The sequence below is a fragment of the Streptomyces sp. NPDC002206 genome (genome assembly GCF_053593595.1).
This window is the reverse complement of the sequence record NZ_JBSFCW010000009.1, coordinates 164,883-180,047: the sequence shown is the minus strand read 5'-3', so window position 1 is coordinate 180,047 and position 15,165 is coordinate 164,883. Positions and strand designations below refer to the sequence as shown.

13 protein-coding genes are annotated in these 15,165 nt (G+C 69.8%); 10 read left to right on the top strand and 3 right to left on the bottom strand.

Going from position 1 to position 15,165, the window contains the following annotated elements; all coding sequences use genetic code 11:
- Positions 1-17: 17 nt before the first annotated feature.
- A complete protein-coding gene (locus tag ACWCP8_RS19330) occupies positions 18-1,022 on the bottom strand; it encodes an NADP-dependent oxidoreductase (protein WP_451117082.1) in 1,005 nt (334 codons plus the stop codon).
- Between the two features lie 113 nt (positions 1,023-1,135).
- Here ACWCP8_RS19330 and ACWCP8_RS19325 point away from each other — a divergent pair, with 113 nt between their 5' ends.
- Complete coding sequence (locus ACWCP8_RS19325) at positions 1,136-2,083, top strand: LysR family transcriptional regulator (RefSeq protein WP_451117167.1); 948 nt, start codon at positions 1,136-1,138, stop codon at positions 2,081-2,083.
- Between the two features lie 183 nt (positions 2,084-2,266).
- Positions 2,267-2,395, top strand: coding sequence for a hypothetical protein (locus ACWCP8_RS19320; RefSeq protein ID WP_093772350.1), 129 nt, complete (start codon positions 2,267-2,269; stop codon positions 2,393-2,395).
- Between the two features lie 17 nt (positions 2,396-2,412).
- Here the strand turns inward: ACWCP8_RS19320 and ACWCP8_RS19315 are convergent, their stop codons facing one another.
- Positions 2,413-3,987, bottom strand: coding sequence for a purple acid phosphatase family protein (locus tag ACWCP8_RS19315; RefSeq protein WP_356003809.1), 1,575 nt, complete (start codon positions 3,985-3,987; stop codon positions 2,413-2,415).
- A gap of 128 nt (positions 3,988-4,115) precedes the next feature.
- Here ACWCP8_RS19315 and ACWCP8_RS19310 point away from each other — a divergent pair, with 128 nt between their 5' ends.
- From ACWCP8_RS19310 to ACWCP8_RS19285, 6 genes are all read left to right on the top strand, one after another.
- Positions 4,116-5,156 carry a 3-isopropylmalate dehydrogenase gene (locus ACWCP8_RS19310; protein WP_352263046.1) on the top strand — a complete coding sequence of 347 codons (1,041 nt, stop codon included), beginning with the start codon at positions 4,116-4,118 and terminating at the stop codon, positions 5,154-5,156.
- Between the two features lie 241 nt (positions 5,157-5,397).
- Complete coding sequence (locus ACWCP8_RS19305) at positions 5,398-6,486, top strand: branched-chain amino acid aminotransferase (RefSeq protein WP_356003805.1); 1,089 nt, start codon at positions 5,398-5,400, stop codon at positions 6,484-6,486.
- A gap of 295 nt (positions 6,487-6,781) precedes the next feature.
- Positions 6,782-7,477, top strand: coding sequence for an urease subunit gamma (gene ureA, locus ACWCP8_RS19300; RefSeq protein ID WP_356003802.1), 696 nt, complete (start codon positions 6,782-6,784; stop codon positions 7,475-7,477).
- The gene (locus ACWCP8_RS19295) at positions 7,477-9,159 is read left to right on the top strand and encodes an urease subunit alpha (RefSeq protein ID WP_352263052.1); all 1,683 of its coding nucleotides are present in this window, start codon (positions 7,477-7,479) and stop codon (positions 9,157-9,159) included. The genes ureA and ACWCP8_RS19295 overlap by 1 nt, the downstream gene beginning before the upstream one ends.
- Positions 9,160-9,178: 19 nt before the next feature.
- On the top strand, positions 9,179-10,198 hold the full coding sequence (locus tag ACWCP8_RS19290) for an agmatine deiminase family protein (protein ID WP_451117079.1): 1,020 nt from the start codon (positions 9,179-9,181) through the stop codon (positions 10,196-10,198).
- Positions 10,199-10,295: 97 nt separating this feature from the next.
- Positions 10,296-10,895, top strand: a complete 600-nt coding sequence (locus ACWCP8_RS19285) for a TetR/AcrR family transcriptional regulator (RefSeq protein WP_451117077.1) — start codon at positions 10,296-10,298, stop codon at positions 10,893-10,895.
- A 12-nt stretch (positions 10,896-10,907) separates the two neighbouring features.
- Here the strand turns inward: ACWCP8_RS19285 and ACWCP8_RS19280 are convergent, their stop codons facing one another.
- The gene (locus tag ACWCP8_RS19280) at positions 10,908-11,756 is read right to left on the bottom strand and encodes a hypothetical protein (protein ID WP_451117075.1); all 849 of its coding nucleotides are present in this window, start codon (positions 11,754-11,756) and stop codon (positions 10,908-10,910) included.
- 170 nt (positions 11,757-11,926) lie between these two features.
- Between ACWCP8_RS19280 and ACWCP8_RS19275 the strand changes: the two genes are divergently transcribed.
- Both ACWCP8_RS19275 and cimA read left to right on the top strand, forming a co-directional pair.
- Positions 11,927-13,264, top strand: a complete 1,338-nt coding sequence (locus ACWCP8_RS19275; RefSeq protein WP_451117073.1) for an MFS transporter — start codon at positions 11,927-11,929, stop codon at positions 13,262-13,264.
- A 278-nt stretch (positions 13,265-13,542) separates the two neighbouring features.
- Positions 13,543-15,150, top strand: coding sequence for a citramalate synthase (cimA, locus tag ACWCP8_RS19270; RefSeq protein WP_352263057.1), 1,608 nt, complete (start codon positions 13,543-13,545; stop codon positions 15,148-15,150).
- The last annotated feature ends 15 nt before the right edge of the window (positions 15,151-15,165 follow it).

The window sequence follows — 15,165 nt, the reverse complement described above, 5'->3', positions numbered from 1 at the left end:
CCTGGGTGTCCGACGGTTCAGGCTCCGGTACGGATCAGCATCTTGCCGGTGTTCTCGCCCCGCAGCATCCCGAGGAACCCGTCCACCGTCCGCTCGATTCCGTCCACGATCGTGACGTCCGGTGTGATCAGCCCGCTCTGCAGGTGCGGGACGAGGAACTCCTCCAACTTGTCCTGCACATGCGGGTAGTTGCGGACGAGCACCCCTTCGAGCCGCAGGCTCCTGCCCACCACGTCGTACAGGTTGCGCGGGGCGGCCGGCGGCCGGTCGGCGGAGTGGTACTGGGTGATCGCACCCACCCAGGCGATACGTCCGTGGTCGCGCAGCGCGGAGATCCCGCCCTCCAGATGGTCCCCGCCCACGTTGTCCACGAACGCGTCGATCCCGTCGGGCGCCGCCTTCGCCAGCAGCTCGCCGACGGGTCCGTCGTGGTAGTCGAAGGCCGCGTCGAAGCCGACGTTCTCGGTGAGGTGGGCGGCCTTGGCCGCCGAGCCCGTGCTGCCGATGATCCGGTCGGCGCCGAGCAGCCGGGCGATCCGCCCCACCGCTGTGCCGACCCCGCCCGCCGCTGCCGAGACGAACAGATCCTGTCCCGCCCGGAACTCCAGCGTCCGCGTGACGGCGACATAGGCGGTCAGCCCGGTGCCGCCGAGGATCGACAGATGCGCGGCGAGCGGCACACCTGCGTACCGCGGAAGCTTTCGCGCATCCGGGGTGCCGAGCGTGACCAGTGCGTGGCTGCGCCAGCCGTGCCGGTGGTAGACCAGATCGCCCTCGGCCAGCGCCGGGTCGCGGGAGGCAATCACCCGCCCGACGGTCCGGCCCTCCAGCGGGGTGCCGAGCTCCCAGCCGCCGTCCATCTCCTCGCGGTGGTACGGATCGACGGACAGGTACAGATTCTCCACCAGGGCCTCGCCCGGGCCGGGGGAGGGCAACGGGGACTCGATGAAGGAGAAGAGGTCGGCCGTCGGGAAACCCTGGGGTCGTGCGGTCTGCTGGATGATCGTCTGCGTGGTCGTCATGGCAGTGACGCTAGGAAGGAATCGATGAGCCCGGCAGTGGGTTGCGTCGATGGAAAGACCTTTTCCATGAGCAGCTTTCACGGAACGTCATGAGCGACCGGGGGACCGACCGGATGACCGACCTCGCCCCGCACGAGCTGCGGGTACTCGTCGCTGTGGAGAACGCCGGCAGTTTCTCCGCCGCCGCCCAGGTGCTCGGCATGACCCAGTCCGCCGTCTCCCATTCCGTACGTACCAGTGAGCGCCGGATCGGGGCTGTGCTCTTCGACCGGGGCCGCCTGGGCGCCAGACCCACGCCGGCGGGCGTCGGCGCGGTCGCCCATGCGCGGCGCATCCTGCGGCTGCTGGAGGTGATGGGCGCCGAGGCGCGCGGGGCGGCGGCCGGTCCGGCGGGGACGGACACGGTGGCCGGACCGCTGCGGATCGCAGCCTTCCGCAGTGCGGCGCTCTTCCTGCTGCCGCCCGCGCTGGAGCGGCTCAGGGCCCGCCACCCCGGGATCGAACCGGTGGTGCGGGTGGTGCGCGAGATGGGGCGCGGGACGGCGGGCGAGGTGCTCGACGGGCGCGCCGATCTGGGGATTGCGACGATCGGGACGAGTTCCCCCGTACCGAAGGAGCTGGTCGGCGGGGTGCTGCTGGAGGAGGAGTACGCGCTGGTGCACCCGGTCGGCCATCCGGCACCGCGCTCGCTTCCGCTGGTCGACTGGGCGGAGAACTGCACCTCGTACACCCGGGACTGGTGGGCCGCGCAGGAATGGATCCCTGCGGCGACGGTGGAGGCCGAGGACGACGGAGCGGTGCTCTCGATGGTGTCCCGTGGTCTCGGAATGGCGATCATGCCGCAGCTGTCCCTGGAGGGAGTACCCGACAACGTCGAGATCACCGCTCTCGGACCGGAACGGCCGACTCGGTCCGTCGGCTATGTCACCACCCCTGAGCAGGCACGATCCCTGGCCGTGCGGGCCCTGATCCGGGAACTGCGGGCGGGCGGGGCCAAACCCCCGTCTCAGATAGTAGGAAGTCCGAGTAATTGTGGAGACAGACCGGCCGGGCTGCCCTAGCTTTGTAGAAGCCGAACGTCTCGCTAGATCCAGCGACTGGCGGTCGTGAGCACGTGCCCCGATGCAGGCAACCCCTGCGGCATCGCTCCCCGCCCCTTCCGGCGCCTCGAAATCCCGATCTCGAAATCACGTTCACGATTTTTCGATCTCGAAATCCTCGCGATCTCAAGGAGTCGATCCACCATGGCCGAGACGACTGTCCGCCGCGTCCGTCACACCCACCGCCCGACCGAGTCGGAGCGCCAGAATGCCGCCGCCGCCCTGCAGCGAGCCCTCGACCGCAGGGACAACGGCGGCTCCACCGGTCACTGAGACCGGCGGGGTTCAGCTCATCCGCGGCTGATCTCGAAGTGGTCGATGCGCTCGCCCGACTCGGCGAGCGCAGTGACCTTCATCCGGGCGTGCCGTCCGGGCTCGACCTCGACCGCGAGGAACGAGAAGCCGGTGTAGCGCACCCGCGACCACTCCACGGTCTCGGTGGCCCTGCCGCCGCCCTTGACCACGTGGTACGTGTTCACGCTCTCCTGGTCCGCGACGTGCCCCTCGTACGTGTCCGGCGCCGGGAAGTTGTACAGCGCCTTGCCCGCGCCGCCCGCCGTGACGTACACGATGCCGTCCCGCGTCGGGTCGGTGCGCTCGCCGATCGGCACCTTCCGCGCGACCGCGTTCTTCAGGATCGCGTCGGTGCGCTCGTAGACGTGGTTGTGGCCATTGATGACCAGGTCCACCTGGTGCTTCTCGAAGAGCGGCACCCAGGCGTCCCGCACCCCGCCGTCCGAGGCGTGCGCGTTGGTCGTCGAGAAGGCGCAGTGGTGGAAGAACACGACGATGAAGTCGACGTCGTGACGGGCCCGCAGCTCACCGAGGCGCCGGTCGAGCCAGCGGGTCTGCCCGCCGTCGCTGATCCCGAAGTTGGCGGGGATCTCGTACGAGACGTCGTTGGCGTCGAGCGCGACCACGCCGACATTGCCGTGCACGAACGAGTAGGCGCCGGGCTGGCCCACCGGGTCGGGGCCGTTGTCCGGCAGCGACCAGCGGGCGTTCTGGCCGCCGTAGCCGTCCGGCGAGTACCAGGCCTCCATGTCGTGGTTGCCGGTGGTCACCATCCACGGCACGGTCTTCGACACGGTTTCCGTCTGCGCCAGGAACTGGTCCCAGGTGCGGGCGTCGTACGTGTCGCTCGACTGGCCGGAACCGGACGGGTCGGCGTAGCAGATGTCGCCCGCGTGCAGGTGGAAGGCCGGGTTCTGGCCCAGGATCAGCTGGTCGTTGCCGAGGGCGTGGTAGCTGACGCCCTGGTCGCCGAAGGCCGTGAAGGTGAAGGGCTCGGCGTGCGAGGGCGCGGTGGTGAAGGTGCCGAGAGTGCCCAGGTTGCGGGTGTCGGCCGGGTCGAAGCCGTCGTGGCCGACGCCGTAGTAGTACGTCGTGCCGGGCTGCAGCCGGTCCAGTCCCGCGTGTATGTAGAACTGCTCGGCGGCCGCGATCTTGCCGTCGTTCAGCAGCGGGGTCGTCAGATGCCGCACCTCGGCGTCGATCTTCCGGCTCAGCGCCCACGGCTTGAGCCCGATCCGGATGTACGGGCGCCCGACGGCGAACGGAACCTGCCAGGAGATCCGCATCTGGGTCTTCGGGTCGGCGCCGTACGCGAGATGCCGGCCGAACGGGGCGACCAGCGAACCGTCCACCTGAGTGGAGGAGTTGCGCGAGGAGAGCACGGTGGGCGCGGCGTAGGCGGGCGAGGCGGCGAGCCCGGTGGAGAGGCCGGCGCCGACGACGGCGGCGGTCGCCGCACCGGCGCGGAGCGCGCCACGCCGGGTGAGCCGGGTACGCAGATAGTCGTGTTGCTCAGCCATGCTCATTCGGTCGGCGAGCTTCTCGGGAATGCCGAAGCGAGGGATGTCCATGGCCAGAACATCCACCCGTCGGCTGACGCCTTCTCGTCGAGTGGGTGAACGGTACACGTACAGCTCCCCATGTGTCCGTATGGTGGACGTGAAATGTCATGGGGTGGGACGAGCAGTAAGGTGCCGACATGTCTCGCAGCATCAATCTCGCAGTGATCCCTGGTGACGGTATCGGCCAGGAGGTCGTGGCTCAGGGCCTCAAGGTCCTCAATGCTGTTCTCCCGCAGGATGTGAAGCTGGAGACCAAGGAGTTCGACTTCGGCGCCAAGCGGTACCACGCGACCGGTGAGACCCTCACCGACGCGGACGTCCAGGCGCTCAAGCAGCACGACGCAATCCTGCTCGGCGCGATCGGTGACCCCTCGGTCCCGTCCGGTGTCCTGGAGCGCGGCTTCCTGCTGAAGCTCCGTTTCCTCTTCGACCACCATGTGAACCTGCGGCCGTCGAAGCTCCTTCCGGGTGTCGCGACCCCGCTCAAGGGTCAGCCGGAGATCGACTTCGTCGTGGTCCGTGAGGGCACCGAGGGCCCGTACACCGGCAACGGCGGCTCGATCCGTACCGGCACCCCGCACGAGGTCGCCACCGAGGTCTCGGTCAACACCGCGTTCGGCGTCGAGCGTGTGGTCCGTGACGCGTTCGCCCGCGCCCAGGCCCGCCCGCGCAAGAAGCTGACGCTGGTCCACAAGAACAACGTGCTGGCCTATGCCGGGCATCTGTGGACCAACATCTTCAACAAGGTCGCGGCCGAGTTCCCGGACGTCACCACCGACTACCTGCACGTGGACGCGGCGACGATCTTCCTCGTCACGCAGCCCGAGCGGTTCGACGTGATCGTCACCGACAACCTCTTCGGCGACATCATCACCGACCTCGCCGCGGCCGTCTCCGGCGGCATCGGCGTCGCGGCCTCGGGCAACATCAACCCGAGCGGCGAGTTCCCCTCGATGTTCGAGCCGGTCCACGGCTCCGCCCCGGACATCGCGGGCCAGGGCAAGGCCGACCCCACCGCCACGATCCTCTCCGTCGCCCTCCTGCTGCGCCACCTCGGCTACGAGGCCGAGGCCGTGCGCATCGAGGGCGCCGTCTCCGCCGACCTCGCGGAGCGTGGCGACACCACTCGTACGACCTCGGAAATCGGCGACGCGCTCGCGGTACGCGTAGCGAGCTGACCCGACGACTCCATTTCGAAGCCGCCGGGTCGCAACCGCACCCGGCGGCTTCTCCTGCGTGGTCCCGGGTGCCACCATCGATCCCTGGACCGCAATCACGTCATTTCGTGCACGGCCCCCCTCGGGCGATAATCGAACGGGGCCGTGGCTTGTGATAAAGCTCGGACGTCCTAGCACCTGTCTGACAGGAGCGGCGTGAACGCGGTCCCTCACACACAAAACCGGTGAAGGACACGCACTCATGACGACGCCCACGATCGAGCTCAAGCCTTCTTCCACCCCGCTGTCCGACGCGGAGCGCGAGGCGATCCTGGCCAACCCCGGATTCGGCCGCTACTTCACCGATCACATGGTGATCATCAAGTGGACCGAAGGCCGCGGCTGGCACGACGGCCAGCTCGTCCCCTACGGCCCGCTGTCGATCGACCCCGCCACCAACGTCCTGCACTACGCGCAGGAGATCTTCGAGGGGCTCAAGGCCTACCGTCAGCCCGACGGATCGGTGGCCACGTTCCGCCCCGAGGCCAACGCCAAGCGGTTCCAGCGCTCCGCGCACCGTCTGGCCATGCCCGAGCTGCCGGTGGAGACGTTCATCGAGGCGTGCGACGTGCTGGTCCAGCAGGACAAGGCATGGGTTCCGGCGCACGGCGGCGAGGAGTCGCTCTACCTGCGCCCGTTCATGATCGCGTCCGAGGTCGGCCTCGGTGTCAAGCCCGCCAACGAGTACCTCTTCATCGTCATCGCCTCGCCCGCCGGCGCCTACTTCCCCGGCGGTGTGAAGCCGGTCTCCATCTGGCTCTCCGAGAACCGGGTCCGCGCCGTCCCCGGCGGCATGGGCGACGCCAAGACCGGCGGCAACTACGCCGCGTCCCTCCTCGCCCAGGCCGAGGCCGCCGAGCAGGGCTGCGAGCAGGTTGCCTACCTCGACGCGGTCGAGCACAAGTGGGTCGAGGAACTCGGTGGCATGAACCTGTACTTCGTGTACGGGAACAAGATCGTCACCCCGGCGCTGACCGGCTCGCTGCTCGCCGGTGTCACCCGTGACTCGCTGCTCCGGGTCGCCCGTGACCTCGGCTACGAGTCCGAGGAGAGCCGCGTCTCCATCGACCAGTGGCGCGCCGACACCGAGAACGGCACCCTCACCGAGGTCTTCGCCTGCGGCACCGCCGCTGTCATCACCCCCGTCGGCATCGTCAAGTCCGCGGGCGGCGAGTGGACCCAGAGCGACGGCAAGCCCGGCGAGGTCACGATGAAGTTGCGCGACCGGCTCCTCGACGTCCAGCGCGGTATCGCGGAGGACACCCACGGCTGGATGCACCCGCTCGGGTGATTCACGGTCCCGTACGACTTCGCCCGCCCCGGCAGCCGCCGGGGCGGGCGAAGTCGTTTTTGGGCGCGGCCGCCCCGCGTGCCGGCCGCCCGCGCTGACGGTTTTCGGTACGAGGTCGCGCGGAGCGCTGCACCGGTTCCCGGACGGTGCCGACTCGGCGCTGTTCCATCGGCTGGGCCACCCCTGTCCGACAGTTTGAGTGTCGCTCTAAGTGATGCCGAGTTGCTGCCACATCCATGGTTTTCATACGGGGGATTCATGATTAGAGTGATGCTCAAACAGGAGGTGTGGTGACGTGCGACTGACCCCGACCGAGCGTGACCGGCTGCTGCTCTTCGGCGCCGCCGAACTGGCACGGGCGCGCCGCGCGCGTGGCCTGAGGCTCAATATCCCCGAGGCGACCGCGCTCATCGCGGACACCGTCTGCGAGGCGGCCCGGGACGGGCGGCGGCTCGCGGAGGCGATCGAGGCCGCGCGCAGCGTGCTGGGCCCCGACGACGTCCTGCCCGGCGTCGCGGACGTGGTCACCGAGGTGCATGTGGAGGCCGTCTTCGACGACGGATCCCGGCTCGCCGTCGTCTCCGACCCCATAGGTGCCGGCACCGGAGTCCGGCCGGCGGACGCCGTGCCCGGCGCCGTGCTGCCCGCACCACCGCACGCCGAGCCCCGGCCCGAATTGCGGCTGACCGTGCGCAACACCGCGACCGTCCCGGTCAGCGTCACCTCGCACTTCCACTTCTTCGAGGCCAACCCGCGGCTCGACTTCGACCGGGCCGCGGCGTACGGAATGCGGCTGTGCGTCCCTGCCGGAGCGTCGGTCCGCTTCGATCCGGGCGGCGAGACCGAGGTCGGCCTGCTGCCGATCGGCGGCGCCCGGATCGCGATCGGCTTCGCGGGTCTGGTCGACGGTCCGCTGGACGCGCCCGGAGCGAAGGAAGAGGCCCTGCGACGTGCGGCGGCCTGCGGCTATCTCGGAGCGGAGAACGCCTGATGGACCCCTACGCATACGCATCGGTCCACGGGCCGCGCGCCGGCGACCGGGTCGTCCTAGGCGACTCCGGCCTGGTGGTGCGCGTCGAGTCGGACGCGCAGGCGCCCGGCGACGAGTTCCTGGCCGGCTTCGGCAAGACCGCGCGCGACGGCCTGCATCTCAAGGCCGCCGCCGTACGCGACACCTGTGACGTCGTCATCAGCAATGTGCTGGTCATCGACGCGGCGCTGGGCATCCGGAAGGTCTCCATCGGCATCCGCGAAGGCCGGATCTGCTCGATCGGACGGGCCGGGAACCCGGACACGCTCGACGGCGTGGACGTCGTCGTCGGCACGGGCACCACGATCGTGTCCGGCGAGGGCATGATCGCGACGGCCGGCGCCGTCGACACCCATGTCCATCTGCTGTCGCCGCGCATCATGGAGGCCTCGCTCGCCTCCGGTGTCACCACCGTCATCGGCCAGGAGTTCGGCCCCGTCTGGGGCGTCGGTGTCAACTCGCCGTGGGCGCTGCGCCACGCCTTCAACGCCTTCGACGCCTGGCCGGTCAACATCGGCTTCCTGGCCCGCGGTTCGTCCTCCCACGACGCGCCGCTTGTGGAGGCGCTCGCGGAAGGCGGCGCGTCCGGCTTCAAGGTGCACGAGGACATGGGCGCGCACACCCGGGCGCTCGACACGGCCCTGCGGGTCGCCGAGGAGCACGACGTACAGGTCGCCCTCCACAGCGACGGGCTGAACGAATGCCTTTCCGTCGAGGACACCCTGCGCGTCCTGGACGGCCGGACGATCCACGCCTTCCACATCGAGGGCTGCGGCGGCGGGCACGTACCGAACGTCCTCAAGATGGCGGGCGTCCCGAACGTGATCGGCTCGTCCACCAATCCGACCCTTCCGTTCGGCCGGGACGCGGTCGCCGAGCACTACGGGATGATCGTCTCCGTACACGACCTCAAGACCGACCTGCCCGGGGACGCCGCCATGGCACGGGACCGGATCAGGGCAGGGACGATGGGTGCCGAGGACGTGCTGCACGACCTCGGCGCGATCGGCATCACCTCGTCGGACGCCCAGGGGATGGGGCGCGCGGGCGAGACCGTACGCCGCACCTTCGCCATGGCCGGGAAGATGAAGGCCGAGCTGGGTCCGATGGAGGGCGACGGCGCGCACGACGACAACGCCCGGGTGCTGCGCTACATGGCAAAGCTGACGATCAACCCCGCCATCGCACACGGTCTCTCGCACGAGATCGGATCGATCGAGGTGGGCAAGCTCGCCGACATCGTGCTCTGGAAGCCGCAGTACTTCGGTGCCAAGCCGCAGCTCGTGCTGAAGTCGGGTTTCCCGGCCTACGGAGTGACGGGCGACCCCAACGCCGCGACCGACACCTGTGAACCCCTCGTCCTGGGACCGCAGTTCGGAGCGTACGGAGCGACCCCCGCGGACCTCTCGGTGGCCTTCGTGGCAAAGGCCGCGACCGAGCTGGGCTCCGACCTGATGCCGACGCGACGGCGCAGGGTCGCCGTACGCGGCACCCGCGGGATCGGCCCGGCCGATCTCCGGCTCAACTCCCGTATCGGGGACGTGGCGGTGGACGGGCACAGCGGCCTGGTCACGCTGGACGGTGACCCGGTGCGCTCCGGACCCGCCGAATCGATCTCCCTCAACCGCCTCTATTTCCTGTAAGAACGAGGAGTCCGACGACATGACCTTCCGTATGCCGCCCGAGTGGGCCCCGCACGAGCGCACCTGGATGGCCTGGCCGGGCCCCAACGTCACGTTCACCGGTGACGACCTCGCCGAGTCCCGCAGGGCATGGGCCTCGGTGGCCCGCGCCGTACGCCGCTTCGAGCCGGTCACCATGGTCGTCGGTCCCGGTCAGGCGAAGGGCGCCCGCGCCGCACTCGGACCGGACATCGACCTGGTCGAGCGCGAACTGGACGACGCCTGGATGCGTGACATCGGTCCGACGTTCGTCACCGACGGCAGCCGACTGGCCGCCGTGGACTGGGTCTTCAACGGCTGGGGCGCACAGGACTGGGCGACCTGGGAACACGATGCGAAGATCGCCCGCCATGTCGCGGATCTCGCGGGGGTCCCCGTGCACAGTTCGCCGCTGGTCAACGAGGGCGGCGGCATCCACGTCGACGGCGAGGGCACCGTCCTGCTCACCGAGACCGTCCAGCTCGGCAAGGAACGCAACCCGGGCTGGACCAAGGAAATGGTCGAGGCCGAGATCCACGCCAGGCTGGGCACCACGAAGGCGATCTGGCTGAAGTGCGGTCTGACCGGCGACTACCCGCCGCACGGCTTCGGCACCCTCGGCCATGTCGACATCGTCGCCGCGTTCGCCGGCCCCGGAGTCGTCGTCGTCCACACCCAGCCGGACCCGTCCCACCCCGACCACGAACTCTGCAAGGAGAACGTGGAGATGCTCAGGTCCCGGACCGACGCCCGGGGCCGTCCCCTGGAGGTCGTCGAGGTCCCTGCCCCGACCGTGGTGCGGGACGAGGACGGTCACTGGGTCGACTACTCGTACATCAACCACTACGTCTGCAACGGCGGCGTGGTGCTGTGCGGCTTCGACGACCCCCGTGACGAGATCGCCGCGGGTATCTTCCGCCGCCTGTACCCCGAGCGGACCGTGACCCTGGTCGACGCACGTACGATCTTCGCGGGTGGTGGAGGCATCCACTGCATCACGCAGCAGCAGCCGAGGGTCTGATGGATTCCGTGGAGAGCAACGTCCAGCACGCCGTACAGGGCCAGGCGCTCCGGCGCATCCACCCGGTGCCGGACGGCTGGACCGCGGGAGCCCTCCGATGACCCCCGCCCCGCGCCGCCGCAACACCGCCCCGCCCCGGGAGGAGGTGCTGGCCGCCGCCATGGCGACCATCGCCGAACGCGGTCTGGACGGCCTCACCATGGCCGGTCTCGGCCGTGAGGTCTCCATGAGCAGCGGGCATCTCCTCTACTACTTCCGTACCAAGGACGAGCTGCTGCTGCAGGCCCTGGAGTGGAGCGAGGGAAGGCTCGGCGTACAGCGGAGCGAACTGCTGGCCCGGCAGACCCCGGTCCGCGAGCGGCTCGACGCGTACGTCGATCTCTACATCCCCGACGGTCACCGCGATCCGCACTGGACGCTCTGGCTGGAGGTCTGGAACCGCTCGCAGAACGCCGACGCCGACGCGCGTGCCCGGCAGGCCGCCATCGAGCGGGCCTGGCACCGGGACCTGGTGGCGCTGCTGGCGGAGGGCGCCTCGCGCGGGGAGTTCCGGGCCGTCGACGCCGAACGGTACGCGACCCGGCTGCGCGCCCTGCTCGACGGGTTCAGCATCCATGTGGCGATCGGTCTGCCGGGCACCGACCGGGGCGGAATCCTCGCCCACGTACGGGAGTTCCTGGACGAGTCGCTCGCCTGATGACGCCGCCGGTCACCGCTGGGGCAGCCGGCTGCGCATCCGCGCGAGTGCCTCCTCGGCGCCCTGGTGGATCTGCTGCTCCACCTCGGGCGGGCCGGACAGATAGCTGGTCATTACGGTGGCGCCGGTGCGGCCGGTCAGCAGCACATAGCGGATGTCCGCCGCCGAGCCGTCGTTGTACGTGACCAGCGTGCCCTGCTCGGACACCAGGTCGTCGAAGCCGGGCAGGTCCGGCGGGGCGGTCTCGCGGATGTCCTTCCAGCGGGCCTTGCCGTCCTGTTGGTTCGGGCAGCGGCCGACGGCGTTCTTGCCGTCGGTCAGGAACTTCTTCGCGGTGGCGGTGTCCGCGTACACCCGGATCTGGGAGAGCCCGTTCTCGTAGGGCGCGGCCTTCTGGGACCGCCGTCCGACTGAGGCCGGCGTGCCCGTCCTGCTCGGCTTCGCGACGAGTGTGCAGTTCTCCTGCACCACCGTCTCCGCCAGCGGATCCTGTTCGTACGGAGTGGACTTGACGAACCCGGGGCCCCAGTCCGCGGGGGGCAGCGCGGCGGTCCGCACGACCCTGTGGGCCTGCGGGGTCGTGGTCGCGCCGGTGCCCGCAGGCGTCGAGGAGCCGCCGGCCGGGTTGCCGCCGCCGATGGCGCGCAGCAGCACGATCAGCCCCAGCGCCACCACCACCGCCGCGCCGACGGCGATCAGCACCAGAGTGCGGCGGGAGCGCCGGCCGGCCGGACCCCGGCCCGAACCGTCACCCGGTCCCGGTCCCGGTCCCAGTCCCGGCCGGGGTCCGGGACCGGGCGGGGGCGGGGGCGGTGGCGACAGCGGCCCGGACGGCGGGCCGGTGGGCGGCTGCGAGGTCACCGTGGATCCCTATCACCGGCAATCGCGCCGCCCCGCCGCCGATCGGGTGGACCGGACCGCCGTCGCCGCGGCTGTTCGCCCGGCCGAGAACGCAACGCACGTAAGTACGCATGATCGTTGCCCTATGCACTCTTGTTACGTTCCTGGCCGTTGGGGCACGGTGACGGACCATGGGACGAGAGCAGTGGAAGAAAATCTGGGTCGGCTCGGCCGGCAACATGGTCGAGTGGTTCGACTGGTTCGTGTACGCGACCTTCGCGGTCTACTTCGCGGATTCGTTCTTCCCCGAAGGCAATGAGACCGCGAATCTCATGAACACCATGGGCATCTTCGCCGTCGGCTTCTTCATGCGGCCGGTCGGCGGCTGGCTGCTCGGCCGGATCGGTGACCGCCAGGGACGCAAGGCCGCGCTGACCCTCACCGTCACCCTCATGTCTGCCTCCGCGATCCTCATCGCCATCGCGCCGACCTACGCCGTGGCGGGGTACGGAGGCGTCGCCGTCCTGCTGGTGGCCCGGCTCCTCCAGGGTCTCTCGGTCGGCGGCGAGTACGCAGCCAGCGCCACCTACCTCACCGAGGCGTCGGCACCCCACCGGCGCGGCTTCGCCTCCAGCTTCCAGTACGTGTCCATGACCGCAGGACAGCTCGTCGGCCTCGGCCTGCAGATCGTCCTGCAGCGCAACATGTCCGACGCGGCGCTGCACAGCTGGGGCTGGCGCATCCCGTTCGTCGTCGGTGCGCTCGGCGCGGCCATCGTCTTCTATCTGCGCCGCTCCATGCTGGAGACCGAGGTGTACGCCGAGTCAGGCGCGGCCGCCCAGCAGGACCGGGGCACGCTGAAGGTGCTGTGGAAGCACAAACGCGAGGCGTTCCTGGTGATGGCGCTGACCATGGGCGGAACCGTTGCGTACTACACGTACACGACCTACCTCACCAAGTTCCTCTCCAAGAGCGCCGGCATGGAGAAGTCCACCGCCTCGCTCGTCAGCTTCTGCGCCCTGTTCGTCTTCATGTGCATCCAGCCGCTGGCCGGCATGGTCTCCGACCGGGTCGGCCGCCGCCCGCTGCTGATCACCTTCGCCGTGGGCTCCACCTTCCTGACCGTGCCGATCATGACGATGCTCAAGAACGCGGGGACCTTCTGGCCCGCGTTCGGCCTGGCGCTGCTCGCTCTGGTCGTCGTCACCGGCTACACCTCGATCAACGCCTGCGTGAAGGCCGAGCTCTTCCCGACCGGCATCCGCGCACTCGGTGTCGCCCTCCCGTACGCCCTCGCCAACGCCCTCTTCGGCGGCACCGCCGAATACGTGGCGCTCTGGTTCAAGGACGCGGGCATCGAGTCGGGCTTCTACTGGTACGTGGCGGGCTGCGCCGCGGTCTCCCTCGTCGTCTATCTGACGATGCGCGAGACCCGCGACATCGACCTGGGCCGGGTCGGCGCGGCCGACCGGAGGGCCAGGCAGGCGACGGAGCCGTCCCGGGCGACGAGCGTCACGCCCGCATCCTGAGACGGGCGACGGCACGGAGGCAGTGCTGTGCGAGACTGCCTCCGTGTCCTTGTTCGTCATGATTATTGGCAACAGGCGCGCCGGTCCGCAGTGACCGTCCCGTACCACCAGATGCGGAGCGGCCACCGTGCCCCAGACCCGCGCGCAGACCTCTCGCACCCGCGAGGGGTTTTTTCGTTTTCCGGCCCTCACCTCGGCCGGGCCGATGCGCGCGCGATGATGGGGGCAAGTGGAGCCCGATCGTCCGGATCCACTCATCCGACAGGAGTCAGATCAGCATGACCACCAAGGCCAAGGCCACCGATGACAGCTTCCATGTCTTCGACACCACACTGCGCGACGGTGCACAGCGTGAAGGCATCAACCTGACGGTCGCGGACAAGCTGACCATTGCCCGGCACCTGGACAACTTCGGCGTGGGCTTCATCGAGGGCGGCTGGCCCGGAGCCAACCCCCGCGACACGGAGTTCTTCGCCCGCGCCCAGCAGGAGATCGAGTTCAAGAACGCCGAGCTGGTCGCCTTCGGTGCGACCCGCAGGGCGGGCGGCAAGGCCTCCGAGGACCCGCAGGTCAAGGCGTTGCTGGAGTCGGGCGCCCCGGTGATCACGCTGGTCGCCAAGTCGCACGACCGGCATGTGGAACTCGCCCTGCGCACCACGCTCGACGAGAACCTGGAGATGGTCCGCGACACCGTCTCCTACCTGCGCGAGCAGGGCCGCCGGGTCTTCGTCGACTGCGAGCACTTCTTCGACGGCTACCGCGCCAATCCCGAGTACGCCAAGGACGTCGTCCGGGCTGCCTCCGAGGCCGGTGCCGATGTCGTCATCCTCTGCGACACCAACGGCGGGATGCTCCCCGCCCAGATCCAGGCCGTCGTCTCCACCGTCCTCGCCGACACCGGCGCCCGGCTCGGTATCCACGCCCAGGACGACACCGGCTGCGCGGTCGCCAACACCCTGGCCGCCGTCGACGCGGGCGCGACGCACGTGCAGTGCACCGCGAACGGCTACGGCGAGCGGGTCGGCAACGCCAACCTCTTCCCCGTCGTCGCCGCCCTGGAACTGAAGTACGGCAAGGCCGTCCTCCCCGACGGCGCGCTCGCCGACATGACCCGCGTCTCGCACGCCATCGCCGAGGTCGTCAACCTCACGCCCTCCACGCACCAGCCCTATGTGGGTGTCTCCGCCTTCGCCCACAAGGCCGGGCTGCACGCCTCCGCCATCAAGGTCGACCCGGACCTCTACCAGCACATCGACCCGGCGCTGGTCGGCAACACCATGCGGATGCTCGTCTCCGACATGGCGGGCCGCGCCTCCATCGAGCTCAAGGGCAAGGAGCTCGGCATCGACCTCGGGGGCGACCGCGAGCTCGTCGGGCGCGTCGTCGAGCGGGTCAAGGAGCGTGAGCTCCAGGGCTACACGTACGAGGCCGCCGACGCCTCCTTCGAACTGCTGCTGCGCGCCGAGGCCGAGGGCCGGGTGCGCCGCTACTTCCGTACGGAGTCCTGGCGCGCGATCGTCGAGGACCGCCCCGACGGCACCCACGCCAACGAGGCGACCGTGAAGCTCTGGTCCAAGGGCGAGCGTCTCGTCGCCACGGCCGAGGGCAACGGCCCGGTCAACGCACTCGACCGGGCGCTGCGCGTCGCCCTGGAGCGGATCTACCCGCAGCTCGCCAAGTTGGAGCTGGTCGACTACAAGGTCCGCATCCTGGAGGGCCGCACCGGCACCGAGTCCACCACCCGGGTGCTCATCACCACGGGCGACGGCACCGGCGACTGGGCGACCGTCGGCGTCGCGGAGAACGTCATCGCGGCCTCCTGGCAGGCACTGGAGGACGCGTACACCTACGGCCTGCTGCGGGCCGGGGTCGAGCCCACGGAGTAGCCGGCCCGGCCAGGG